The following is a 23,614-nucleotide window of genomic DNA, read 5'->3' on the forward strand; positions in this document are numbered from 1 at the left end:
CCGAAAGGACGGATAATGTTCGACTATGAAACGCTGCGCGTGATCTGGTGGGCGCTGCTCGGCGTGCTGCTGATCGGCTTTGCGGTCACGGACGGCTTCGATCTCGGCGTCGCCAGCCTGCTCCCGTTCGTCGCGCGCAACGATGCCGAGCGGCGGATGGTGATCAATTCGGTCGGCCCGACCTGGGAGGGCAACCAAGTGTGGTTCATCACCGGCGGCGGCGCGATCTTCGCGGCGTGGCCGTTCGTCTATGCGGTCAGCTTCTCGGGTTTCTACCTCGCGATGTTCCTGCTGCTCGCCGCGCTGATCCTGCGCCCGGTCGGCTTCAAATATCGCTCGAAGCGCCCCGACGCGGCGTGGCGCAGCCGGTGGGACTGGGCGTTGTTCGTCGGCGGGTTCGTCCCTGCCCTCGTGTTCGGCGTCGCTGTCGGCAATGTCCTGCTCGGGGCGCCGTTCCGGCTCGATAGCGACTTGCGGTCGTTCTACGAAGGCGGCTTGCTCGGCCTGTTCACGCCGTTTGCCTTGCTGTGCGGGCTGCTCTCGGTCGCGATGCTCGCGCTCCACGGCGCGACGTGGCTGACCTTCAAGGTCGAGCGTGGCGGCCCCGTCCATCGGCGCGCGCGCAGCTTCGGGGCGGTCGCTGCGATCCTGACGCTGCTGCTGTTTGCCGGGGGCGGATTGTACGTCGCGTTCGGCGACATCGGTTATCACATGCAGTCGGTGGCCGATCCGCTCGGCCAGTCGAACCCGCTGCGCACCACGACGCAGCATCTCGCGGGTGCCTGGATTAGCAATTACGCGCTGCATCCCTGGATGCTGATCGCGCCAGTGCTCGGCATCGGCGGCGCGGTGCTGGCGTTCGTCGGTATTACCGTGGGCGCCGAGAAGAGCTCGTTCGGCGGTTCGGCGCTGGCGATCACCGGGATCATCGCGACCGTCGGCCTGTCGATGTTCCCCTATATCCTGCCCTCGAGCATCGACGCGCATTCGAGCCTGACGGTGTGGAACGCGTCATCGACCCCGGCGACGCTCGGGCTCATGCTGTTCGTCACCGCGATCCTGCTGCCGATCGTGCTGCTCTACACGAGCTGGGCGTTCAAGGTGATGTGGGGCCGCGTCACCACCGCCGACGTCGCCACCAACCCCGATTTCTACTGATCCCGAAAGGACTAGACGATGTGGTATTTCACTTGGGTCTTGGGTCTCGGGCTCGCAGTCGGCTTCGGCATCCTCAACGGCATGTGGCATGAATTCCACCTGCCGGCCGACGATGAGGACGCTCCACCGCCCGCGTGATCCACGCTTGCATACCAAAAGACCAAAGGCGATCCGAACGATCGGCAGCGGTCTGGCATAGACGGCGCTGTTCGCTGGCAGCAACGTCCGGGGCGGCGGGCTCGACTGAACGTCAGCCGTGGCTGAGCGCGAGCTGCTCCAACGGTGTTACGCGGGTTAAAGCGGGATGGGTGGCTCTGGCCCTCGGCGCGTCGCCGAAGCGCTGTTCGGAGGTACGACGCGTGCTTTGCTCATGCACAGCCTACCTCCCGCTATTCCTCGCGCGCTGAGTCCGGGCGCACCTTACGCCACGCTTCTGACGCGATCCCGGCCCGAGCGCTTGGCATCGTATAAGGCGCTGTCGGCGCGAAGCATCGCCGATTTGAGCGACGCGTAGTCGCGTACGACCGCGAGCCCGCACGAAAAGGTCAGCGCGTCGCCGCCGCGATGGCCGATTTCGTCGCGATGGAGCGAGGCGCGCAGCCGTTCGACGATCTCGGTCGCTTCGTCGAGCGCGGTGTCGGGCAGCAGGATCGCAAATTCCTCGCCGCCCCAGCGCGCGGGAAGATCCGAACGGCGCAATTCGGTCTGCAGCCGCTTGGCGAACTCGACCAGGACACGGTCGCCCTCGTCATGACCGTGACGATCATTGACCGCCTTGAAATGATCGAGGTCGAGCACCGCGACCACCGAATTGCGGTCGTCGCGCAACACCGGTGCGATCGCGTCCATGAAACCACGGCGGTTGCGCAGCCCGGTCAACACGTCCTTTTCGGCGGCATCGGCCAGCCGCTCGACGCGCGCATGGGTTTCCGCCGAAGCGCGCGCCACCGAGGCGAGCAAGGCCCCTACCAGATCATCGCCGCCCGTCGGCACCGGCGGGACGGGCTCGCCGCGTTGCAACGACTGCAGCAAATCGGTCGCATGCGCCACCGGCGCGAGCAGCCCGCGCAGCGCGACGATCGCGGTGACCGTCCCGACCAGCGTCGCGACGAGCAATGCCGCGAAAAGGCGCCAATCCCACCGCGCCAGCACCAACTCGCTCACGCAGAAGACGATGATCGGCAAATGCACCGCGCCAAAGCAGATGCTGAACATGCGGAACTGGAAATTACGCGGAAACAGAAACCGCGTGGCTTGATAAAAACGCATTCCTATACTCCGGCAACCTCACCCATGATCGGCGCTATTGGATCGCGGTTTCTGAATCGTTAATCCCCAATACCGAGCCGCCCTCATCAGCGGCTACGCCGGAATAGCGGTGGTCGATCAGTAAACGACCACGCTGCGGATGCTTTCGCCGGCGTGCATCAGCTCGAAGCCCGTATTGATCTCCTCGAGGCTGAGGACGTGCGTGATCATCGGGTCGATTTCGATCTTGCCGTTCATGTACCAATCGACGATCTTCGGCACGTCGGTCCGCCCCTTCGCGCCGCCGAACGCGGTACCGCGCCAGTTGCGCCCGGTAACGAGCTGGAACGGGCGCGTGCTGATTTCCTTGCCCGCTTCGGCCACGCCGATGATGATCGACGTGCCCCACCCGCGGTGGCACGCCTCGAGCGCTTGCCGCATTACCGTCGTGTTGCCGGTGCAATCGAACGTATAGTCTGCCCCGCCATCGGTCAGCGCGACGAGATGCGCGACGAGATCGCCGACGTCCTTCGGATTGACGAAATGCGTCATGCCGAACCTGCGGCCCCATTCCTCGCGATCAGGGTTGATGTCGACCCCGACGATCATGTTCGCGCCCGCCATCCGCGCACCCTGCAGCACGTTCAGCCCGATCCCGCCGAGACCGAACACGATGATATTGTCGCCGACCTGGACCTTGGCGGTGTTGACCACCGCGCCGACGCCCGTCGTCACCCCGCAGCCGATGTAGCAGCTCGTCTTGAACGGCGCGTCCTCGCGGATCTTCGCGACCGCGATTTCGGGGAGCACGGTGAAGTTCGAGAAGGTCGAGCAGCCCATGTAGTGGAAGATCGTCTCGCCCTTGTACGAGAAGCGCGAGGTGCCGTCGGGCATCAGCCCCTTGCCTTGCGTCGCTCGGATCGCGGTGCACAGGTTGGTCTTGCCGCTGAGGCACGACTTACACTGGCGGCATTCGGGGGTGTAGAGCGGGATGACGTGATCGCCCGGCTTCACGCTCGTCACGCCCGGCCCGACTTCACGCACGATTCCGGCGCCTTCATGGCCGAGCACGCTCGGGAACAGCCCTTCGCTGTCGAGCCCGTCGAGCGTGTAGGCATCGGTGTGGCAGATCCCGGTCGCCATGATCTCGACCAGCACTTCGCCCGCCTTGGGGCCTTCGAGGTCGAGCTCGACGATCTCGAGCGGTTGCTTGGCGGCAAAGGCGACGGCGGCGCGGGTTTTCATGGGGCACTCCTCGAGACGGTCGCCAATCCCTTACGGCTACGCCCGGTTGCGTCAACCGCCCGCCCGGTCAGAGGATCCCCCGCCGCGGCATGCCGCGCAGCACGAGCGCCACGCCCAACGTCGCCACACCGAGCATCCCGATCACCCCCGGCACATCGCTGCCGAGCGCGATCATCGCGGTCGCGACGATCACCACCAGCACGGTGACGATCGAGTTGGCGATGTTGTTCGCCGCGATCACGCGCGAGCGTTCGGCCGCCGGCGTCGCGGTCGAGAGGATCGCGTAGAGCGGCACGATGAACATCCCGCCCGCGAACGAAATCCCGGCGAGCCCGATCAGGATATGCCAGCTCCCGGCCGCGGCGAAGAAGTGCGCGATATCGAGCCCCGCCGCGCGCACCTGGAAGCCGTGCGTCGATGCCCACAGGTCGATCATACACCCGCCCATCACCGCCGCCGACAGCGGCACGTAACGCGCCGAGACCTCGCCCCGCAGCAAGCGGTTGACGGTCAGCGAGCCGATCGCAATCGCGGTCGAGAAGACGAGCAGGAACAGCGTCACCACCGCCTTCGATCCCCCGAGCGTACCACTGACGAGCGGCGCGAATTCGGAAACCAGCACCGCCCCTGCGGCAAAGAACCAGCTGATCCCGAGGATCGACAGGACGACGAGCCGGTCGCGGCGCGCAGTGCGCAGGATGTCCGCGGTGCCGCGGAAGACGTTCCAGTCGATGCGGTGCTGCTTGCCCGACGGCGGTGCCGGCGGGATCGCAAGGCTCGCGGCGAACCCGACGCAGGCGAGCCCGGTCGCGGCAAGCCCTGCCTCCCACGGCGCGAGCACGCCGGCGAGCAATTGCCCGCCGAGGATCGCGAGGAAGGTGCCCGCCTCGATCAGCCCGGTGCCGCCCATCATTTCATGATGGCCGAGATGCTGCGGCAGGATCGAATATTTGACCGGGCCGAAGATCGTCGAGTGGAGCCCCATCAGGAACAGGCAGACGAGCAGGGTCGCGATCGACCCGATCGCAAAGCCGACCAGAGCGACCGCCATGATCGCGATCTCGGCGGCCTTTATCCAGCGGATCAGGATGCGCTTGTCGATCGCATCGGCGGTTTGCCCGCCGATCGCCGAGAACAGGAAATAGGGCAGGATGAAGATGCCGGTCGAGACCGTCGCGAGCATCTCGCCGCTGAGACCCGTGCGATGCACCCCGAAATTGGCGAGGAACAGCAACGCGAACTTGAGCACATTGTCGTTGAACGCGCCGAGGAACTGGACGACGAACAGCGGCGCAAAGCGGCGCTTGGTGAGCAGCGAGAAATCGGGCGATGCCATCGCCCGCTTGTCGCCGCAGCGCGACCCGGGCGCAAGAGGCGCGCCCGGGCCGATCGCTACCGAAGCGTGCCCCGCGTCAGAGGAACAGCTTGCGGATCGAAATGCGCACCGTGCGCCCGAGCGGATTGAGATAATCGGGCTGATAGGCGACCGGCGTCGTCCCGCTCGCATTGGTCACGCGCTGGCGCGTATCGAACAGATTGTCGACCGCCAGCGCGACGCGCATCCCGCGCATCCACGGATGCGCCTTGACCAGATCGAGCCGCTGCCCGAGATCCCCGAACAACCGCACGCCGAGCTTACCGAGCGACGAGAAATGCAGGTTCTGCGGGTTGCCGAGCGTTCCGCCGTTGACGTCGGTCGCGCTTTGCCAATTCGCCGACAGGCGCACGCCGAGGCCGTTGTTGCTGTATCCCGCCTGCCCCTCGAGCTCGTGGCGCGATTGCCCGCCGTTCGAGCCGATCGCGTCGCCGTTCAAGAGGTCGAGCGCCGGGCCACCCCGCTGGACGAGCACGCGCTCGCTGAAGTGCCACGTGTGGTAGAGCGCGAACTGCAGCCGCCCGCCGCCGCCGCCACGGCCACCACCCCCGAAGCCGCCAAAGCCGCCACGCCCGCCGCCGGGGCCGCCGGGACCACCTGGACCACCTGGACCACCTGGACCACCAGGTCCGCCGGCACCCCCGCCGCGCTCCGCTCGCGCTTGCGCGATCTGGCGTTGTACGCTGTCGGGAATCTTGATCCCGGCAAACGGGTTCGGCCCCGTCCCAGCGCGCCACGCTTCGATCTGTTTTTGCAGCTTCGACTTGAGCGCCGTCGAGAAATTGATCCCCCAGCGCAGCTCGGAGCGGCTGCTCTGCGCGAAATTGATCGGTCGCGTGTCGAGCTGGGTCAGCACCAGATCGCCATTGGCATCGCGCACCCGCGTGAAGCGCGACGGGAAGGCCGTTTCGATCGCAGCGGTCGCGGTCGGGAAGGCGGCGATCGGATTTTCGATCCGTGCGTCGATATACGTCGCGGTGAGCGACAGGTCCTTCGTGCTCCACGGCTTGACCGTCGCGCTGAGCTTGTAGGTGTGGCTGTTGCTCGCGATCAGGTTGGGGTTGCCGCCCGACACCGTCGTGACGCTCGCATTCTGCCCGAGCACATAGTCGAAAACCGGCACGTTGGGCGTGACGATCTGCGGATTGCCGAGCTGCGTCGCGCTCGGCGCGGTATCTTGCATCGTCGCCGATGCGATAATCCGCAGCGGCACGATTGGCGACCAGTTGAGCCCGTAGCCAAGCGTCGTCAGCGTCCCGAAATCGGAGAGGTGGTTGACCGCGACATTGCCGTTGACCGAGAGCGTGCCGATCGCCGCGAGGACGTCCTTCGCGCGGCTGGTCAGCGGCACGTCGACGTTGAGCTGGCCATTGACGATATTGCGTGTCACCGCGCCGGTCGAGGTCAGCCCGGCCCGATACGAGCGGCTATTGAAGCTGCTGATGTCGCCGCCGAGATGGACGCTCGTTGAAACCTCGCCCGCGGGCAGCTTGAAGATCGTGCCGTTGAGCAGAACGTCGAGCTTCCCCTCGTCGGAGGTCGAATAGCCGCGCGTCGTCGCCCGCGTCCCGATCTGTGAGGCACCAAGCGCGCCGAACGGATTCGCGGTCGGATCATTGGCCGCGAGCCGCGCGTTGAACGCGGTCGCGTCGAGCCCCGCATCGGTGAAGGTCTTCGATTCGGAATGGTCATAGGTGCCCGTCACCGACCATTGCCACGCCGTGCTGATCGCGCCGTTGAACGTCGTGCCGAGGTGCGCCGCGATCGCTGAAGTGCGTTGCTTGAGCGGCGAGAAGTCCCCTCCCAGCGTTCGACTGACCGTCACCGCGCTGGCCGAAAAGGGATTGCCCGCCGGAACGATGAGCGTCGTGCTTGGCAACCCTTGCAGTCCGGTCGTGTTGCTCGCCGAAAGCGTCCCGTTCAGCGTTCCCGAAACCGCGCCAAAGCTGCGCGCGTAGGTCGAGTTGGCGTTGAACGTGCGGCCCGAGGGCAGCAACGTGCGAAACGGTCGCTGGTCGGTCGGATCGGTCGCCACGGTGGTCGCGCCTGGAATCGTCGGACGGACAGTCGGGAGGATGCTGCGTTCGCTCTCGGTCAGCGCCTCGACCGGCTGATACTCGAGGTGAAGATTGACCCGCCCCTTATTGGCGATCTGGAGCAAGTCGAGTTCGCCCTGCGGCGCGTTTCGCCCGCCTTCGGTGGCGAGCTTGTCCGACAGCTCGACCGTCGCCGCGCGGAAGCGACGGCGCAGGACGAAGTTCACCACCTTCTGGTCGGCGGTGTAGCCATATTTAAGCGCGACTTCCTCGGGCAGAATGTCGACGCGCGCGATCGCCTCGGTCGGCAGATCGCGGATTTCAGCAAAACCCGAGATCCGCTTGCCATCGAGCAAAATCACGGGCGCACCGCCGCCACCGCGATCGCTGCGGATCTGCGGCGCGAGTTCGGTCAGCAACTCGGTGATCGAGCTGACCCCGTACGAGCGGATGTCTGCAGGGCTCAGCTGCTGTTCGGGCGGAATGTCGCCGATCACCGAACCAGGCTGCCTTGCCCCGCGCACGACGATATCGGGGCCGTCCTCGCTATCGTCGGGCGCCGCCGCCGGTGCCGCTGCTGGCGCCTGCTTGGTCGTGCTCTTGGTCGTCGCCTGTTGCGCGGAGGCGAACGCCGGGGTCGCCGCGAGCGCGAGCGTAAGCAGTTTTGTTGTGCGGATCATCGTAGCCCCAAATGTCTTTCCCTTCGGCTAGCGTGCTTATGTCGCAAGAGTATGTCGAAGGCGCGCATGGCTGGAACTTCGATCGGGGCTGCCGTAGGACAGCCGCATGAGTGAAGAGCGATTCGAACGCCATCGGCAGCCCTGGACGACCGACGAAATCCAGAAGCTGCACACGCTGGCCAAAAAGGGCATGGCGCTCAAGGCGATCTCCAAGGCGCTCAAGCGCAGCGAAGAATCGACCAAGGACCGTGCCAAGGCCGACGGACTGACCATCGCGAAGCTGCGGTGATGCGCATAGGGTTCGGTAATGGTTGAATTGTGGCCGTACCGGGACAGTTGATAAGCCCCCGGAACAATCGCTACTAGGCAGCGTTTGGCGACCGTTCCGTAGGGTATCCACCGTGCGGGAACAGCCTTGAGAGCGGTGGACACAATGGCGGCTGAGTTTTCTTCCCTGCGCTCGATGATCGTGGTCGGTGCATCGGCGCTTCTGCTGACGGGCTGCGGCAGCGCAAAACAGGAAAAGAGCGGCCGTGGCGCCCCCAAGGGTCCCCCCGAAGTCGGCTATATCGTCATCCAGCCGAGCAGCGTCCCGCTGGTGACCGAACTCGCCGGCCGCACCGCCGCCTATCAGAGTTCGGAAGTCCGCCCGCAGGTTACCGGTCTGATCCGGCGCCGCTTCTTCACCGAAGGCGCGCTCGTCCGTCAGGGACAGCCGCTCTACCAGATCGACCCGAGCCTCTACCGCGCGTCTGCAAACCAGGCGAACGCGAACGTCGCGAGCGCGATCGCCAATGCCGAGGCGACGCGCGTCAAGGCCGATCGGTACAAGCCGCTCGCCGACATGCAAGCGGTCGCCAAGCAGGATTACACCGACGCCGCCGCCGCCGCACGCCAGGCCTCCGCGACGGTCTCGCAGACCAGGGCGGCGCTCGACACCGCCAAGATCAACTTGCGCTTCACCACCGTACCCGCGCCGATCACCGGGCGGATCGGGCGCTCGCTCTACACCGTCGGCGCGCTCGTCACCGCGAGCCAGACCGACCCGCTGGCGACGATCCAGAAGCTCGATCCGATCTATGTCGACATTCAGCAGGCCAGCGCAGACCTGTTGCGGCTCCGCCGCGCGCTCGCATCGGGCGGTTCGGTGGCGACCCGCGCGAATGTCCAGCTAAAGCTGGAGGACGGCTCGGATTACGGGCTCAGCGGCGACGTCGAATTTTCCGAAGTCGTGGTCGATGCGGCAACCGGCACGGTGACGCTGCGCGCACGCTTCCCCAATCCCAAGGGGCTCTTGCTGCCCGGCATGTTCGTCCGCGCGCGCTTTGCGCAGTCGATCAATCCCAACGCCTTCCTCGTTCCGCAGCAAGCGGTCTCGCGCACGCCCAAGGGCGAGGCGACGGTCTATGTCGTCGGCGCCGACGGCAAGGGTGGCTACAAGGCCGTCCAGCGTCCGATCACCGCGACGGCGACGCAGGGTACCAACTGGATCGTCACCACCGGCCTCAAGCCTGGCGACAAGATCATTACGCAAGGCGTCGGCAAGGTGAAGGTCAACCAGACCATCAAGCCCGTTGCCGCAAGCGCGCCGCAGACGATCAAGTCGCCCAAAGCGGGTGATGCAGCCGTCCAGAAGAACTGAGCCAGCCCTGTGATATCGCGCATCTTCATCGACCGGCCGATCTTCGCCTGGGTCGTTGCCATCATCATCATGCTCGCGGGCGTCGGTGCGATCTACACCCTGCCGGTCGAGCAGTTTCCGGACATCGCGCCGCCTCAGGTCAACATCCGCGCGACCTATCCCGGCGCGTCGGCGGCGACGCTCGAGAATTCGGTCGCGCAGGTCATCGAGCAGCAGCTCACCGGGATCGACGGCTTGCTCTACTTCGCGACGAGCTCGTCGTCGCGCGGCCAGGTGACGATCACCGCGACCTTCGACAAAGGGACCGATCCCGACATCGCGCAGGTGCAGGTGCAGAACAAGGTGCAGCAGGCCCTGTCGCGCTTGCCGCAGCAGGTCCAGCAGCAGGGTCTGACGGTGACCAAGTCGAACCCCGACTTCCTGCTGATCGCCGCGATCTATGACACGACCAACCGGACGACCAACCAGGACGTGTCGGACTATCTCGTCTCGAACCTGCAGGACACGATCGGCCGCATCAAGGGTGTCGGCGACATCAACGTGTTCGGCGCGCAATATGCGATGCGCATCTGGCTCGATCCCAACAAGCTCGCCAGCTACAGCCTGATCCCGAGCGACATCACCACCGCGATCACCGCGCAGAACGCCGAAGTCGCCGCGGGCGAAATCGGCGGCGTCCCGAATACGGCCGAGCAAGTGCTCGATGCGACCGTGACCTCGCAGACGCGTCTGTCGACCCCCGAGCAGTTCCGCGCGATCGTCGTCAAGACGCAGCCCGATGGCTCCTCGGTGCACCTGTCGGATGTCGCGCGGATCGAGCTTGGCGCCGAAAGCTACAACGTCACCAGCCGCGTTAACGGCCATCCGGGCGCCGGCATCGCGGTGAGCCTCGCGCCGGGCGCCGACGCACTGAGCACGGCCGAACTGGTCAAGGCTGAAATCGAGCGCTCCTCGAAGGCCTTCCCCAACGGCTATGCCTACAGCTTCCCGCAGGATTCGACCTCGTTCATCAAGCTGTCGGTCGAGGAAGTCGAGAAGACGCTGTTCGAGGCGATCCTGCTCGTCGTCGTCGTCATGTTCGTGTTCCTGCAGAACTGGCGCGCGACGCTGATCCCGACGATCGCGGTGCCAGTCGTATTGCTCGGCACCTTCGGCATCTTCTCGCTCGCCGGCTTCTCGATCAACACGCTGACGCTGTTCGGGCTCGTGCTCGCGATCGGTCTGCTCGTCGACGACGCGATCGTCGTGGTCGAGAATGTCGAGCGCTTGATGGAAGAGAATCCCGACATGTCGCCGCGCGATGCGACGATCCAGTCGATGAACGAGATTACCGTCGCGCTGATCGCGATCGCGCTCGTTCTCTCGGCGGTTTTCCTGCCGATGGCGTTCTTCGGCGGATCGACCGGCGTGATCTATCGCCAGTTCTCGGTGACGATCGTCTCGGCGATGGTGCTCTCGGTCGTCGTCGCTCTGGTGTTGACCCCGGCGCTGACCGCAACGCTGCTCAAGCGCAAGCAGGACATGAAGCAGGACGGCTGGCTCGCGCGCAAGACGCAGCCCGCCAAGGACTGGTTCAACACCGGCTTCGACAAGACGATCGATCGCTACGGCACCGCCGTCAGCACGGTGATCGATCGCAAATGGCTGTTCGTGCTGATCTATGCCGGTGTGATCGCAATCCTCGCGATCCTGTTCCTGCGCTTGCCGACGGGCTTCCTCCCCAATGAGGACCAAGGCATCGCGCAGATCCAGTACAATCTCGCGCCAGGCGCGACGCTCAATTCGACACGCAAGGCGCAGCTCGAGATCGAGAAGTATTTTGCCGGCCCCGAGGCCAAGAACGTTGCCGGCTATCTGACCGTCGCCGGCGGCGGCGGCGGGTCGGGCGGGCAGAATGCCGGGCGCGGCTTCATCGCGTTCAAGGATTGGGCCGATCGCAGCGGCGTCGAAAATGGCGCCGACGCGATCACCGCGCGCGCGACCAAGGCGCTGAGCGGTCTGCGCGACGTCGAATTCTACGCGACCGTTCCGTCGCCGGTGCGCGGGCTCGGCCAGTCGACCGGCTTCACGATGGAACTGCTCAATTCGGGCGGCCTGAGCCGTGACGAATTCAAGGCGGCGCGCGACAAATTGCTGGCGGCGGCACGCGCCGACAAGACGCTCGCGGCGGTGCGCCCGACCGATCTCGATGACCAGCCGACGCTGCAGGTCAATCTCGACGCGCAGAAGCTCAGCACGCTCGGCCTCACCCAGGCGAACGTCAACTCGACGCTCTCGACGGCGTGGGGTGGCAGCTACGTCAACGATTTCAACGACCGTGGTCGCGTCAAGCGCGTCTACGTCCAGGGCGACGCACCGTACCGCTCGTCGCCCGACGATCTCGCACAATGGTATGTCCGCGGCTCGACTGGCGCGATGACCCCCTTCTCGGCCTTCGCCACGACGAGCTGGAGCACCGCGGCCCCCTCGCTCGCGCGCTTCCAGGGGATTTCGTCGTACGAATTCTCGGGTCAGGCCGCGCCGGGGCAGAGCTCGGGCACCGCGATGGAGAAGATGACCCAACTCGCTGCACAGTATCCCGGCACGAGCGTTGCGTGGAGCGGCCTGTCGTATCAGGAGCGGCTGTCGTCGGGCCAGGCGCCGTTCCTCTACGGGATCTCGCTGCTCGTCGTGTTCCTGTGTCTCGCCGCGCTCTATGAGAGCTGGTCGATCCCGATCGCCGTGCTTCTGATCATTCCGCTCGGCCTGGTCGGCGCGGTGTTCGCCGTGACGCTCCGTGGCCTGCAGAACGACGTCTATCTCCAGATCGGGCTGCTGACGACGATGGGCCTGGCGGCGAAGAACGCGATTCTGATGATCGAGTTCGCCGAGCAAGCCGAAAAGTCGGGCAAGCGCGTGATCGATGCCGCGCTCGAGGCGGCGCGGATCCGACTGCGCCCGATCCTGATGACGAGCTTTGCCTTCATCTTCGGCGTGCTGCCGCTGGCGATTTCGACCGGCGCCGGCGCGAACAGCCGCGTCGCGATCGGCACCGCGGTGATCGGCGGGATGCTGACCGCGACGATCCTCGCGATCTTCTACATCCCGTTATTCTTCGTGATGATCCGACGCGGCGCACGCGGCATCTCGCAAAAGCTCCACCACGAACAGAAGCCTGCGGACGAGACGCCCCCGACGCGTTCTTCCGGCCAGGGCGAGGCGACCGCATGATCCGCAAGACTGTCTCGCTCGTCTCGCTCGCCGCGCTGTCGGCATGTTCGCTGGCGCCCAAATATGTCGAGCCCGCGCTGCCCGTCCCGCCGAGCTGGCCGGTCGGCGACGCCTATCTCGCGCAGAATGAGGCGACGCTGCCGAGCGTGAGCTATCGCGACATCTTTCGCGATCCGCGTTTGCAGAAAGTGATCGAGCAAGCGCTCGTCAACAACCGCGACCTTCGCGCCGCTGCGGCCAACATCGCGATCGCGCGCGCGCAATACCGCATCCAGCGCGCGGAATTGCTGCCCGAAATCGGCGGTTCGGCGGGCTATACGCGCCGCGACAACGGGACGCGCGGTGTGTCGAACACCGCAAACGGGACCGGGACTGGCACCGGCAACACCGGCACGGGCAACGTCGGCACGATCACGACGAGCGGCGGCGCGACCAACACCCTTTCGGCCAGCCTCGGCATCACCGCGTTCGAGATCGACTTGTTCGGGCGGGTCCGCTCGCTGACCACCGCCGCGCAGAATCGCTATTTCGGCAGCGAGGCAACGGCGCGCGCGACACGCCTGACGCTGGTCGGAGACATTGCCACGGCGTGGCTGACCTATGCGTCGGACGTCAGCTTGCTCAAGATCGCGCGCGAGACCGCGGCGCTATCGGCCCGCAGCGTGGCGCTGACGAAATTGCGGCTCGACGGCGGCATCGCCCCGCGGACCGACCTCGCCCAGGCGCAGATCGTGCAGCAGACCGCCTTGTCGGATCTCGCCACGCAAACCACAGCGGTAGCGCAGGATGTCAACGCGCTCCAGCTGCTGGTCGGCGCGCCAGTCGATCCGGCCCTGCTCCCCGCATCGATCGAGGAAGCCGCGCCGACGATCGCCGAGCTTCCTGCCGGGCTCAATTCGAGCATCCTGCTGCGCCGCCCCGACGTCGTTCAGGCAGAGTATGAACTGCGCGCGAGCAACGCCGAGATCGGTGCCGCGCGCGCTGCCCTGTTCCCGACGATCTCGCTCACCGCGCTCGCGGGGCTCGCGAGCAGCTCGCTCGGCAATCTGTTCACTGGCGGCGCGTTCAACTATTCGGTCGCGCCGAGTGCGAGCTATCCGATCTTCCGGGCCGGCGCCGGCCGCGCCGGTGTCGTGCAATCGCGCGCGCAACGCGATTATGCGCTGGCGACCTATGAGAAGGCGATCCAGACAGCGTTCAGCGAAGTCGCCGATGCGCTCGCCCGGCGCGGAACGATCACTGCGCAGCTCAATGCGCAACGCGCGCTTACCGCCGCCTCGACCGACAATTACCGCCTGTCCGACGCACGCTATCGCGGTGGAATCGACACCTTCCTCCAAAGCTTGACGGCACAGCAATCGCTCTATTCTTCGCAGCGCAGCCTCGTCACCGCGCAGCTGACCCAGGCCAGCAACCTGGTGACGTTGTACCGCACACTCGGCGGCGATTCGACGCTCGAAGTGACTGCGGCGGGGCCGAAATCGACCCAGCCATAGCGATTGCGCCCCAGCGCCCGAACGAGCGCGTGACAAGCCGAAGCGCGCATGGCAGCACAGCGGCTTAGACCAGAATGATCCAGCCTTGGATCGACGCGCCGGGGAGTGATCAAGATGGGCTATCACATCCGGCGGTTCGAGCCCAAGGACGCGGCGGCGATGCTCGCCTTTGCCGAGACGCTGCCCGAGCATGACTTGCTTTTCCTCGGCCGCGACCTGCGCCATCCGCGCGTCATCGCCGCCTGGGTCGCGGCGATCGACGAAGGCTATATCGACAGTCTCATCGCCGAAGATGGCGGCACGTTCGTCGGAACCGCCGCGCTGGTTCGCGATCCGCTCAGCTGGAGCGCGCATGTCGGCGAGATCCGGCTGCTCGTCGCGCCGGGCAAGCGCGGCGCCGGGCTGGGCCGCGATCTGCTCGAAGGGATATACTCGATCGCGCTCGAACGCCGGCTCGAGAAGATCACCGCACACATGACGCCCGACCAGATCGGATCGGTCATGCTGTTCGAAAGCCTCGGCTTTCGCGCCGAAGCGCTGCTCAAGGACCAGGTGCGCGACCGCGCCGGCAACACGCACGATGTCGCGATCCTGAGCCACGACATCGTGCGCACCGCCGCGCCCGCGCGCTGAGCGACGGGCGCTAGCGGCGGGCTATTTGTCGCCGCGTACCGCGCCGACCGCTTCGCGGCCGAATTGCAGGATGACTTCGCCCATTTCGCGCGCCTGCGCCATGCTGCGCTGACCTTGGTCGCGCAGGAAGTCGCCCTGGATCTTCATCACTTCGGACAAATCCTTTGCACCTGCGGCGGCGCGCATCGCGGCGAACGCCTCGCGGGCATTGGCCTCGGCCTGATCGAGCATCTTGATCCCAACTGCCGACCCGCTCTCGGCCATCTTGCCGCCGGCGTCTCTGATCGCCTCGCCGGCTTTCTTGGCGGGCTCGGCGATCGTCTCGTTGAACGCGTCGCGAATCTTGTCGGTCATGGGATGATGTCCTTTCCACAGGGTGTGCGACCGGAGCGCCGGGCACGGCACAGCGTCGCGCGAACGTCGCGCTGGCACGTGGCTGACGGGGTGCGGCATCCGGCTCTCCTCTGCCGCGGTCTGTGCCGCACGCAGACGCGAAGCTTAAGCGCCCCATCCGCCGAGCGCAAATCGCCGGGCGGGAGACCCTTAACGCGCTGGCAACCCGATCGGCGCAAAGACACACCATGCTGCGTCCCGCCCCTCCCCTGCGAATACCGCCGCCGAGCGCGGCCGCGTGGTTGCTGCTGCCGCTCAGCGTAGTGGCGAATGGCGCGGTGTTCTGGCCGGCGGCGTGCCTCGTCGCGATCACGGCGGCGGGTGCGCGTCACTATGGCGCTATGCTCGTCTGGTATGGGCTGGCAGTCGGTTTCGACCGTAACGCACTGATCCTTGCGCCGTTCGTCGCGGCGGTCCTCATCGGCGCGCGAGTGCGCTGGCAGCTGCTGCCGCTTGCACCGGTCTTTGCGCTGGCGATGCTGCTCGCCCGCGCCCACGCAGCTCCTCCGTTCCTGGCGCTGCCGCCGCCGATCACGCTCCCCGCCGCGCCTTCGCTTTGGACGATCCTCCAGGTGCTGCCGTGGATCGGGACGCTGCCGCTCGGCGGGCTGGCGCTGACAAGCGCGTTCGGCACGGCGGTGGCCTATGGTGCATGGGCGTCGACCCAGCCGCTCCGTCCTCCCGAAGTGCGCGAGCGGGCGCTGCTCTGCGCGCTGGCGATCCCGATGGTCCTGCCCGGCCTTGATCCGAGCGCGTTCCTGCTTGCTGGCGGACTCGCGCTGCACGCCGCGCTGCTCGAGCGCAGCGCACCACGCCGGCGCATCGCTGCCTTGGTCGGGATCGGCATGCTGGTCGCCTGCTCCGGCGGCGTGGGCGCGGCGGCGTTTGGGGCGATCGCGATGATCGGCGCGACGCTGCTTCAGGCGCGGTCCGTGCTCAAACGCGGGGCCGCCAACGACAACCCTGCGATGGCGTGGGCGGCGGCAGCGCCCCCCCTGCCGCTGCCGCGCGTGATGTGCTAGGCAGCCGCCGAATTTGACAGTCGGGGGCGGGAACGATGGCAATTTTCAACGGTAAGGCGCGCGATGGCGGCGGCGGCGTTTCAGGCCATTCGATACCATCGGGAAGCGGCAAGCGCGGCGCGTTTTCGGTGATCAGCGCCGATGTCGTCGTCACCGGCAATATCGCGGCGAGTGCCGACCTCCACATCGATGGCCGCGTCGACGGCGACGTCCAGTGCGGGACGCTGATCCAGGGGCAGGACAGCCGCATTGCCGGTGCGGTGATCGCGGAGAGCGCCCGCCTCGGCGGCGCGATCGAGGGATCGGTCGCGGTGCGGCAGCTGACGATCGAACGCTCGGCCCGGATCATCGGCGATGTGCATTACGAGACGATCTCGATCGAGATCGGCGCGTCGGTGGACGGGAACCTCAAGCACGTCACCGCCGAGAGCGCCGTCAGCCCGTTCGAGCCCGGTCCGGGGAGGGTGGTGCCGATGGACGACGTCGTCCACTTCACCTCGACCGCAACGCCCGGCTGAGGCCGCGACGCCTAGCGGAGCAATGCCGCGTAGGAGGTCGGTGCTGCGGGGAGTATCAGCCGCGCCACGGTTCCCGGGACGATCACCAGCGCCAGCGCGACGCCTGTCCCGAGCACGGCGCGCCGCGACCAGCGCGCCTGCGCCCATAACAGGATCGTCGCGAGCGCGGTCGCGACCATCGGCCAGAGGTGATAGCGCAAGTCCGACGCAATGCTGAGGACGGTGAAGCTGGCCTCGAGCACTACCGCCGATCCCAGCAACGCCAGCGCGACATCGCGAAACGGCGCCGGCGGGCGACGCAGCGCGACGACGATCGCGCACACCGCCAGCGCCAGCCATGCGGCGGGCCAGCCAAGCGGGAGCTCGGCATTCCACCGCGCGAGCACTTGCCAGCGGGACGCGGCGGGCCCGGGGCTGTGCAAGCCGATCGGATTGGCTTCGCTCGCACCCGGGGGCACCGCGCTCGGCCAGCCTGCCGGGACGATCCAGCGCTCGGTCGAATTGAGGTGGCCGAGCCGGTGCGTCGCATAAGCGAGCGGATGCCGCACGATCGCTTCGGCGAGCAACCGATACAACGGCCCGGCGGTCAGACCATGCAGGCGCTCGAGCGTCGGGCCACAGCGGTCGGCGGTTCCCAGCGGGTCCCAGAAGAACGGCTTGGCGCAGTGTCGCGCGAGCACTGTACGCGCCTCGGCTCGGGTCAGCCCGATGGCCTGCGCCGGATCCTGCGCCGCGATCGCCGACAGGTCATAAAAGGCCTCGGTCCGCTCGACTCCGCTCGCGGCCGCTCGAAGAACGCCGTGGTTGATCGCCTGGGCGAGCCCAAGCACAGCCACGATGCCCGCCAGCGTCAATACCGCCCGCGCCCACCAGCGCGTCGGCCCGAACAGCATCACGACGAGCGGCACGGTTGCGAACACCGCGTTCGAGCGGACCAACGTGGCATAGGCCAGCAAGACGATCGCCGCCACGCCAGCAAGGACCGGCAGCCGCGCCCCCCGCAACCGCCACCAGCCAAAGATCCCTGCTGCAGCGAGCATCGCGCCGAGCATCTGCGTGTCCTTGAGCACTACGCCCTGCCAGCCGAGAAACAGCGGCAGCCCCGCGATGCACAGCACGGCGACCGCCGCATGCCGCCGTTCTTCGCGCGCGAGCGTTCCGGCAATCGCCCCAAACCCCGCCCAATAGAGCACCATCTGCAGCACGAGCATCGGCGCCGCGCCGCCGCCAACGAGCCCGTGCAGCGCATGCCACAGCCCCGCCATGATCGGTGGATGCCAATCCTCGAAGTGCCCGGCGAGCGCCTGCCCGAATTGCGCGATGCCGTCGTAGGTCACGATGCCCGGCCAGAAGAGCGCAAGCGACCCAAGCAGCAGCAGCAAAGTCGCCCCGCCGATCCTCGCGGCCGCCGCGCGGTCGGTGCGAGGCGGCGTGGACCTTTGCTCGGTTGCGCGCGTCATGAGGGGGGCATGACGCGCCGCAGCATAAGTGTAAAGCGCCGACTGGCTGCCCTCGCCCCCCCGTTGCGGGGCATTTCCTTGGCTTAGATGTGGATCGCGCGGCCGTACGCGCCGAGCACGCTCTCGTGCATCATCTCACTGAGCGTCGGATGCGCGAACACCGTTTCCATCAGCTCGGCCTCGGTCGTTTCGAGCTGGCGTGCGACGACATAGCCCTGGATCAGCTCGGTCACCTCGGCGCCGACCATGTGCGCGCCGAGCAGCTCGCCGGTCTTGGCGTCGAACACCGTCTTGACGAAGCCCTCGGCCTCGCCGAGCGCGATCGCCTTGCCGTTGCCGATGAACGGGAACTTGCCGACCTTGAGCTCGTAACCGGCTTCCTTGGCCTTCGCCTCGGTCAGGCCGACGCTCGCGACCTGCGGGCGCGAATAGGTGCAGCCCGGGATGTTCCACTTTTCGAACGGGTGCGGGTTGAGCCCCGCGATCGCCTCGACGCAGACGACGCCCTCATGGCTCGCCTTGTGCGCGAGCCACGGCGCGCCGGTCACGTCGCCGATCGCATAGATGCCCTCGACATTGGTGCGCGCATAGCCATCGACGTCGATGTGGCCGCGGTCGGTTTTGATGCCGAGCGCCTCGATCCCGATATTCTCGGTGTTGGGCACGATGCCGATCGCGACGATCGCATGGCTGAACTCCTCAGTCGTGACCGTGCCGTCCTTGCCCTTGATCTTGGCGGTCACGCCCTTGGCGTTCGGCGTCAGCGCCTCGAGCCCGGTACCGACGAGCAGCTTGATGCCCTGCTTGGTCAGCGCCTTGTCCATGAACGCGCTGACTTCCTCATCCTCGACCGGGAGGATGCGCGGGAGCATCTCGACGATCGTCACGTCGGCGCCCATGTCGTTGTAGAAGCTCGCGAACTCGACGCCGATCGCACCCGATCCGATCACCAGCAGCTTGGTCGGCATTTCGGGCGGGACCATCGCGTGGCGATACGTCCAGATCCGCTCGCCATCGGCCTTGGCAAACGGCAGGTCGCGCGCGCGCGCGCCGGTGCCGATGATGATGTGCTTGGCTTCGAGCTCGGTCGTCTTGTCGCCCTGCTTGACCGAGAGCTTGCCCTTCGCGGTGATCGCGCCGAAGCCCTCGTACACCGTGACCTTGTTCTTCTTCATCAGCCCCTTGACGCCGGCATTGAGCTGCCCCGCGACCTTGCGGCTGCGCTCGACCACCTTGTTGAGGTCGAAGGAGACGTTGTCGGCCTTGAGCCCGTAGCTCTCGGCATTCTGCATGTAGTGATAGATTTCGGAGGTCCGCAGCAGCGCCTTGGTCGGGATGCAGCCCCAGTTGAGGCAGATGCCGCCCAGGCGCTCGCGCTCGACGATCGCGGTCTTGAGACCGAGCTGCGCCGCGCGGATCGCGGCGACATAGCCGCCGGGGCCCGAACCGAGGATGATGAGGTCGAATTGGTCAGCCAAGGGAGGATTCCTCTATCACTAGCGGGCGCGGCCGGTCGTCCTCGCCCATCGAAACAAGAATATAGGTGCCGCGAGCGGCGAGTTGCGTGGCGAGACCGTGCCGGTCGCGCCGCCAGACATCGACCGCAACGGTCATCGAGCTGCGCCCGGTCTTGACGATCTCGGCATGGAACGAGACTTCGTCGCCGATCTCGACGGGTGCGGTGAAGCTGAACCCGTCCGCCGCGACGACGGGGGCGCGCCCGCCGCAATGGCGCGAGGCGACCGAACCGGCGGCAAGCGCCATCTGGCCCATCAGCCAGCCGACGAAGATCTTGCCGTACGGATTGGCGTCGCACGCCATCGCCGTCGCGCGGATCGCCGGTGCGGTCGTCGGGGGCAGATCGGTCATGCCGCGGCGATCAGTCGCGAAGCGCCGGATCGTGGCGGTTGCGGTCGGCACGCCACGCCATGCGCAGCGGCCGAACCCCCATGAAGACGATCACCGCCATCATGCCGAACGCCACTTCCCAGATCGGGCTCGCGGCATGCGGCAGCGCCCAGACCGCGCCATAGGCGATCACCGCCGCCCCGATCACGCCGGCGGCGATGTGCAGCAGCTCGATCAGGGTCCGGCGGCCGATCATCAGGCCAGCATCGACAGCGGCGATTCGACCAGCGCCTTGAACGCCTGCATCAGCTGCGCGCCGTCAGCGCCGTCGATCGCGCGATGGTCGAAGCTGCCCGTTGCCGACATCACCGTCGCCACGCCGAGCGCGTCGTCGATGATGTACGGGCGCTTCTCGCCCGCGCCGATCGCCATGATCATACCCTGCGGCGGGTTGATCACCGCTTCGAACTGCTTGATCCCGAACATGCCCATGTTGCTGAGCGACGCGGTGCCGCCCTGATATTCCTCGGGCTTGAGCTTGTTGTCGCGCGCGCGGGCGGCGAGATCCTTCATCTCGGCCGATATCGTCGCGACGCCCTTGGTGTCGGCGCCGCTGATGATCGGCGTGATCAGCCCCGACGGCGTCGACACCGCGACCGAGATATCGGCGCGACTGAAGCTGATCAGCTGGTCGGGGGTGAACATCACGTTGCACTTGGGCACCTGGATCAAGCTGGCGGCGAGCGCCTTGATCAGCAGGTCGTTGACCGACAGCTTCACGCCGCGGCCCTCGAGGCCCTTGTTCATCTCGGCGCGCAGCTTGAGCAGCGCGTCGAGACGGATGTCGACCGTGAGATAGATGTGCGGAACCGTTTGCTTCGATTCGGTCAGGCGACGCGCGATCGTTTTGCGCACGTTGCTGAGCTTTTCCGCGGTGTGCGGGATGTCGGGGATCGCAGCGGGCTTGGCGGCGGCGACAGGTGCCGGGGCTGCGGTTTCCGCAGCGGGTGCGCTGGCAGCAGCGGCCGGCGCATGGCCCGACTTTGCCCCCTCGAGATCGGCGCGGACGATCCGGCCGTTCGGGCCCGAGCCCTGCAGCGTCGCAAGATCGATGCTCTTCTCGGCAGCGATGCGGCGCGCGAGCGGGCTCGCCTTGACGCGATCGCCGTCCTGGCGGGCGACCGGAGCCGATTTGGGCGCAGCGCCGCCTGCCGGATTACCGTGATCCTCGGCCTGTTCGGGCGTGCGCTCGACGGGCTTGGCTTCGCTGCCGGTCTTGTTGGGGTCGACCGGCGACGGCTTGGGCTCGGATTCCTTCGCGGCGGGCGCCGGCGTCGTGTCGCCAGCGCTCTCGCCCTCGGCGAGCAACGTCGCGATCACGGTGCCGACCTTCACGTTGTCGGTCCCCTCGGCGACGAGGATCTTTCCGATCGTGCCTTCGTCGACGGCTTCGAACTCCATCGTCGCCTTGTCGGTTTCGATCTCGGCCATCAGGTCGCCCGACTTGACGGTATCGCCTTCCTTGACCAGCCACTTCGCCAGCGTGCCTTCCTCCATCGTTGGAGAAAGAGCGGGCATCTTGATTTCGACCGGCATCAACGCGTCCTCATCTAACCGAATCCGTAGGGGTCGTCTCTCGCGCCCGGCGCGCGGATGGTCAAGGCCATGGCTTGCACGATGCGCTACTTAGCCCCACCTATCGCTCACAATATCGCTGCGGGGGGAGAGCGAGCGCCATGCGGACCTATCTGGTCGTGATCGACGAGACACAAGAAAGCAGCATCGCATTGCGCTTCGCCGCGCGGCGCGCGGTCAAGACGGGGGGCGGGGTCGAGATCCTCGCGCTGATCCCGCCGACCGAATTCACGGCGTTCGCCGGCATCCAGGCGACGATCGAGGAAGAAGCGCGCCAGCACGCGGAGGGCTTGGTCACTGCGGCGGCGGGCACCTTGCTGCAGGAATCGGGGCTCAAGCCGGCTTTGACGGTGCGGCAGGGCGAAGGCCCGAAGGTGATCCGCGACATGATCGCCGCAAATCCCGACATCGCCGCGCTCGTGCTCGCCGCGGCGGCGAGCGGGGTGCCAGGGCCCTTGGTCGCGCATTTCGCGGGCGCCGACGCGGCCTTGCCGATCCCGCTGATGATTATCCCCGGCTCGCTCGACCGCGAAGCGATCGACCGGCTGAGCTGATACATCACCCCGTCACCCCGGACTTGATCCGGGGTCCATGCGGTCCGCCAGTAAATCGAACCGCCGCGCATGGATGCCGGTGAAGCCTGAACGGCCGAGCGGCTTGCGTCGATACCGCGATCCCGCCACGATGCGGCGATGCGCACCCTTCCAACCGCCGCCGCGATCCTCGCGATTCTTGCCACACCCGCCGTCGCCAAGGACGCAGCGCACCCCGCGCCCGACCCGGCGCGTCTCAAGGCGACGGTCGAGAAACTCGTCAGCTTCGGCACGCGCCACACGCTGTCGTCGCCCGATGATCCCGTGCGCGGGATCGGCGCGGCGCGGACATGGACGGGTGGCGAACTCACGCGGATCGCCGATGGCTGCAACGGCTGCATCACCGTCGCCAATATCGCGCGGACCTTCACCAACGCGCGCGCTCCCAATGGCGTCAACGTGGTCGATGTGCTCGGCTTCCAGCAAGGGCTCGACCCCAAGCGCGTGATCATCGTCGGCGCACATATCGACAGTCGAATCAGCGACGGCATGGATGCGACGCACGACGCGCCCGGCGCGAACGACGACGCATCGGGGGTTGCGCTCGTGCTCGAGGCGGCGCGGATCCTGTCGAAGGAAAAATTCCGCGCGACGATCGTCTATGCGGTGTTCTCGGGCGAGGAACAGGGCCTGTTCGGCGGCACGCTGCTCGCGGAAACCGCCAAGGCGCGCGGCTGGACCGTCTCGGCGATGCTCAACAACGATATCGTCGGCAATACGATGGGGCAGAACGGCCTCCGCGTCGCCGACCACGTCCGCGTCTTTTCCGAAGGCATTCGCGCGATCGAGGATGTCCCCGCGCAACTCGCGCGGCGCGGTAATGGCGGCGAAGACGACGGCCCCTCGCGCAGCCTCGCCAAGACGATCGACGGTGTCGCCGGCACGATCCCCGGCGGGCTCGACGTGTTCGTCGACCGCCGGCCCGACCGCTTCGGGCGGGGCGGCGATCACGAGCCGTTCCTCAAGCTCGGCTATCCGGCGGTACGCTTTTCGGTCGGCGCCGAGAATTGGACGCAGCAGCACCAGGACGTGCGCGTCGAGAACGGAATCCCGTATGGCGACACGGTCGACAAGATGGACTTCCCGTATCTCGCCAAGGTCACTGCGATCAACATCGCGACGATCCGCCGCCTCGCCGCCGCCCCCGCCGCGCCCGATGGCGTCACGGTCGCAGGTGCGCTGAGCTTCGACACGACGGTAAAGTGGCAGCCGGTTCCCGGCGCCAGCACGTACCGCGTCCACTGGCGCCGCAACGACACGCAGGACTGGCAGACGTCACGCGACGTGCCCGGCGGCGCGACGAGCACGGTGCTCAAGGATATCAGTGTCGACGATCATTTCGTCGGCGTGAGCGCTGTCGCGGCGGACGGGTCCGAAAGCGTGGTGAGCTTTGCCGGACCCGAGCCGCGCCCGAAGTAGCGG

21 protein-coding genes are annotated in these 23,614 nt (G+C 66.8%); 11 read left to right on the forward strand and 10 right to left on the reverse strand.

Features of this window, described 5'->3' with window-relative positions:
- Nucleotides 1-15 precede the first annotated feature (15 nt).
- Both cydB and cydX read left to right on the forward strand, forming a co-directional pair.
- Nucleotides 16-1,158 (forward strand): cytochrome d ubiquinol oxidase subunit II, encoded by a 1,143-nt coding sequence (cydB, locus tag IE187_RS00950; RefSeq protein ID WP_189674744.1) that lies wholly within the window; start codon nucleotides 16-18, stop codon nucleotides 1,156-1,158.
- 18 nt (nucleotides 1,159-1,176) lie between these two features.
- Entirely contained in the window at nucleotides 1,177-1,296 is a 120-nt protein-coding gene (gene cydX / locus IE187_RS00955) for a cytochrome bd-I oxidase subunit CydX (protein ID WP_133188284.1), read from the forward strand.
- Nucleotides 1,297-1,578: 282 nt separating this feature from the next.
- Here cydX and IE187_RS00960 read toward each other — a convergent pair whose 3' ends face one another.
- The 4 genes from IE187_RS00960 to IE187_RS00975 form a co-directional block, all read right to left on the reverse strand.
- Nucleotides 1,579-2,427, reverse strand: coding sequence for a GGDEF domain-containing protein (locus IE187_RS00960; protein WP_189674745.1), 849 nt, complete (start codon nucleotides 2,425-2,427; stop codon nucleotides 1,579-1,581).
- 117 nt (nucleotides 2,428-2,544) lie between these two features.
- Nucleotides 2,545-3,651: an S-(hydroxymethyl)glutathione dehydrogenase/class III alcohol dehydrogenase gene (locus tag IE187_RS00965; RefSeq protein WP_133188288.1), complete on the reverse strand. Its 1,107-nt coding sequence runs from the start codon at nucleotides 3,649-3,651 to the stop codon at nucleotides 2,545-2,547.
- A 67-nt stretch (nucleotides 3,652-3,718) separates the two neighbouring features.
- Nucleotides 3,719-4,987 (reverse strand): MFS transporter, encoded by a 1,269-nt coding sequence (locus IE187_RS00970; RefSeq protein ID WP_229839166.1) that lies wholly within the window; start codon nucleotides 4,985-4,987, stop codon nucleotides 3,719-3,721.
- A 76-nt stretch (nucleotides 4,988-5,063) separates the two neighbouring features.
- Complete coding sequence (locus tag IE187_RS00975) at nucleotides 5,064-7,742, reverse strand: TonB-dependent receptor (RefSeq protein ID WP_189674746.1); 2,679 nt, start codon at nucleotides 7,740-7,742, stop codon at nucleotides 5,064-5,066.
- A gap of 106 nt (nucleotides 7,743-7,848) precedes the next feature.
- Between IE187_RS00975 and IE187_RS00980 the strand changes: the two genes are divergently transcribed.
- The 5 genes from IE187_RS00980 (at nucleotide 7,849) to IE187_RS01000 (ending at nucleotide 14,723) form a co-directional block, all read left to right on the forward strand.
- A complete protein-coding gene (locus tag IE187_RS00980; protein ID WP_026046530.1) occupies nucleotides 7,849-8,031 on the forward strand; it encodes a hypothetical protein in 183 nt (60 codons plus the stop codon).
- A 144-nt stretch (nucleotides 8,032-8,175) separates the two neighbouring features.
- On the forward strand, nucleotides 8,176-9,384 hold the full coding sequence (locus tag IE187_RS00985) for an efflux RND transporter periplasmic adaptor subunit (RefSeq protein WP_308435266.1): 1,209 nt from the start codon (nucleotides 8,176-8,178) through the stop codon (nucleotides 9,382-9,384).
- A 9-nt stretch (nucleotides 9,385-9,393) separates the two neighbouring features.
- Complete coding sequence (locus IE187_RS00990; protein ID WP_189674747.1) at nucleotides 9,394-12,594, forward strand: efflux RND transporter permease subunit; 3,201 nt, start codon at nucleotides 9,394-9,396, stop codon at nucleotides 12,592-12,594.
- A complete protein-coding gene (locus IE187_RS00995; RefSeq protein WP_189674748.1) occupies nucleotides 12,591-14,090 on the forward strand; it encodes an efflux transporter outer membrane subunit in 1,500 nt (499 codons plus the stop codon). Before IE187_RS00990 ends, IE187_RS00995 begins: the two co-directional genes overlap by 4 nt.
- Before the next feature lie 114 nt (nucleotides 14,091-14,204).
- Nucleotides 14,205-14,723 (forward strand): GNAT family N-acetyltransferase, encoded by a 519-nt coding sequence (locus tag IE187_RS01000; protein WP_189674749.1) that lies wholly within the window; start codon nucleotides 14,205-14,207, stop codon nucleotides 14,721-14,723.
- Between the two features lie 21 nt (nucleotides 14,724-14,744).
- On the opposite strand, the gene IE187_RS01005 is transcribed toward IE187_RS01000, so the two are convergent.
- Nucleotides 14,745-15,077 carry a phasin family protein gene (locus tag IE187_RS01005; RefSeq protein ID WP_189674750.1) on the reverse strand — a complete coding sequence of 111 codons (333 nt, stop codon included), beginning with the start codon at nucleotides 15,075-15,077 and terminating at the stop codon, nucleotides 14,745-14,747.
- Between the two features lie 227 nt (nucleotides 15,078-15,304).
- Here IE187_RS01005 and IE187_RS01010 point away from each other — a divergent pair, with 227 nt between their 5' ends.
- Nucleotides 15,305-16,138, forward strand: a complete 834-nt coding sequence (locus IE187_RS01010; RefSeq protein WP_189674751.1) for a hypothetical protein — start codon at nucleotides 15,305-15,307, stop codon at nucleotides 16,136-16,138.
- Nucleotides 16,139-16,173: 35 nt separating this feature from the next.
- The gene (locus tag IE187_RS01015) at nucleotides 16,174-16,656 is read left to right on the forward strand and encodes a bactofilin family protein (protein WP_189674752.1); all 483 of its coding nucleotides are present in this window, start codon (nucleotides 16,174-16,176) and stop codon (nucleotides 16,654-16,656) included.
- 11 nt (nucleotides 16,657-16,667) lie between these two features.
- On the opposite strand, the gene IE187_RS01020 is transcribed toward IE187_RS01015, so the two are convergent.
- From IE187_RS01020 to IE187_RS01040, 5 genes are all read right to left on the reverse strand, one after another.
- Nucleotides 16,668-18,116, reverse strand: coding sequence for a hypothetical protein (locus IE187_RS01020; protein WP_189674753.1), 1,449 nt, complete (start codon nucleotides 18,114-18,116; stop codon nucleotides 16,668-16,670).
- Nucleotides 18,117-18,199: 83 nt separating this feature from the next.
- Entirely contained in the window at nucleotides 18,200-19,594 is a 1,395-nt protein-coding gene (gene lpdA / locus IE187_RS01025) for a dihydrolipoyl dehydrogenase (RefSeq protein ID WP_133188310.1), read from the reverse strand.
- Nucleotides 19,587-19,985: an acyl-CoA thioesterase gene (locus tag IE187_RS01030; RefSeq protein WP_189674754.1), complete on the reverse strand. Its 399-nt coding sequence runs from the start codon at nucleotides 19,983-19,985 to the stop codon at nucleotides 19,587-19,589. Before IE187_RS01030 ends, lpdA begins: the two co-directional genes overlap by 8 nt.
- Before the next feature lie 10 nt (nucleotides 19,986-19,995).
- Nucleotides 19,996-20,220 carry a hypothetical protein gene (locus tag IE187_RS01035; RefSeq protein WP_133188314.1) on the reverse strand — a complete coding sequence of 75 codons (225 nt, stop codon included), beginning with the start codon at nucleotides 20,218-20,220 and terminating at the stop codon, nucleotides 19,996-19,998.
- On the reverse strand, nucleotides 20,220-21,560 hold the full coding sequence (locus tag IE187_RS01040; protein WP_133188316.1) for a pyruvate dehydrogenase complex dihydrolipoamide acetyltransferase: 1,341 nt from the start codon (nucleotides 21,558-21,560) through the stop codon (nucleotides 20,220-20,222). The genes IE187_RS01035 and IE187_RS01040 overlap by 1 nt, the downstream gene beginning before the upstream one ends.
- Before the next feature lie 140 nt (nucleotides 21,561-21,700).
- Here IE187_RS01040 and IE187_RS01045 point away from each other — a divergent pair, with 140 nt between their 5' ends.
- A complete protein-coding gene (locus tag IE187_RS01045) occupies nucleotides 21,701-22,153 on the forward strand; it encodes a universal stress protein (RefSeq protein ID WP_133188318.1) in 453 nt (150 codons plus the stop codon).
- A gap of 138 nt (nucleotides 22,154-22,291) precedes the next feature.
- On the forward strand, nucleotides 22,292-23,611 hold the full coding sequence (locus tag IE187_RS01050) for a M28 family metallopeptidase (protein WP_189674755.1): 1,320 nt from the start codon (nucleotides 22,292-22,294) through the stop codon (nucleotides 23,609-23,611).
- Nucleotides 23,612-23,614 lie beyond the last annotated feature (3 nt).

The sequence above is a fragment of the Sphingomonas glacialis genome, assembly GCF_014653575.1.
GTDB classification, from domain to species: domain Bacteria; phylum Pseudomonadota; class Alphaproteobacteria; order Sphingomonadales; family Sphingomonadaceae; genus Sphingomonas; species Sphingomonas glacialis.

Bases quoted from the DNA above. Each gene is read 5' to 3' on its own strand.
- IE187_RS00960 (WP_189674745.1), bottom strand. From the start codon at position 2,427: ATGCGTTTTTATCAAGCCACGCGGTTTCTGTTTCCGCGTAATTTCCAG.
- IE187_RS00965 (WP_133188288.1), bottom strand. From the start codon at position 3,651: ATGAAAACCCGCGCCGCCGTCGCCTTTGCCGCCAAGCAACCGCTCGAG.
- IE187_RS00970 (WP_229839166.1), bottom strand. From the start codon at position 4,987: ATGGCATCGCCCGATTTCTCGCTGCTCACCAAGCGCCGCTTTGCGCCG.
- cydB (WP_189674744.1), top strand. From the start codon at position 16: ATGTTCGACTATGAAACGCTGCGCGTGATCTGGTGGGCGCTGCTCGGC.
- IE187_RS00985 (WP_308435266.1), top strand. From the start codon at position 8,176: ATGGCGGCTGAGTTTTCTTCCCTGCGCTCGATGATCGTGGTCGGTGCA.
- IE187_RS00980 (WP_026046530.1), top strand. From the start codon at position 7,849: ATGAGTGAAGAGCGATTCGAACGCCATCGGCAGCCCTGGACGACCGAC.
- IE187_RS01040 (WP_133188316.1), bottom strand. From the start codon at position 21,560: ATGCCGGTCGAAATCAAGATGCCCGCTCTTTCTCCAACGATGGAGGAA.
- IE187_RS01020 (WP_189674753.1), bottom strand. From the start codon at position 18,116: ATGACGCGCGCAACCGAGCAAAGGTCCACGCCGCCTCGCACCGACCGC.
- IE187_RS00995 (WP_189674748.1), top strand. From the start codon at position 12,591: ATGATCCGCAAGACTGTCTCGCTCGTCTCGCTCGCCGCGCTGTCGGCA.
- IE187_RS00975 (WP_189674746.1), bottom strand. From the start codon at position 7,742: ATGATCCGCACAACAAAACTGCTTACGCTCGCGCTCGCGGCGACCCCG.
- IE187_RS01045 (WP_133188318.1), top strand. From the start codon at position 21,701: ATGCGGACCTATCTGGTCGTGATCGACGAGACACAAGAAAGCAGCATC.
- cydX (WP_133188284.1), top strand. From the start codon at position 1,177: ATGTGGTATTTCACTTGGGTCTTGGGTCTCGGGCTCGCAGTCGGCTTC.
- IE187_RS01010 (WP_189674751.1), top strand. From the start codon at position 15,305: ATGCTGCGTCCCGCCCCTCCCCTGCGAATACCGCCGCCGAGCGCGGCC.
- IE187_RS01015 (WP_189674752.1), top strand. From the start codon at position 16,174: ATGGCAATTTTCAACGGTAAGGCGCGCGATGGCGGCGGCGGCGTTTCA.
- IE187_RS01030 (WP_189674754.1), bottom strand. From the start codon at position 19,985: ATGACCGATCTGCCCCCGACGACCGCACCGGCGATCCGCGCGACGGCG.
- IE187_RS01050 (WP_189674755.1), top strand. From the start codon at position 22,292: ATGCGCACCCTTCCAACCGCCGCCGCGATCCTCGCGATTCTTGCCACA.
- IE187_RS01000 (WP_189674749.1), top strand. From the start codon at position 14,205: ATGGGCTATCACATCCGGCGGTTCGAGCCCAAGGACGCGGCGGCGATG.
- IE187_RS01005 (WP_189674750.1), bottom strand. From the start codon at position 15,077: ATGACCGACAAGATTCGCGACGCGTTCAACGAGACGATCGCCGAGCCC.
- IE187_RS01035 (WP_133188314.1), bottom strand. From the start codon at position 20,220: ATGATCGGCCGCCGGACCCTGATCGAGCTGCTGCACATCGCCGCCGGC.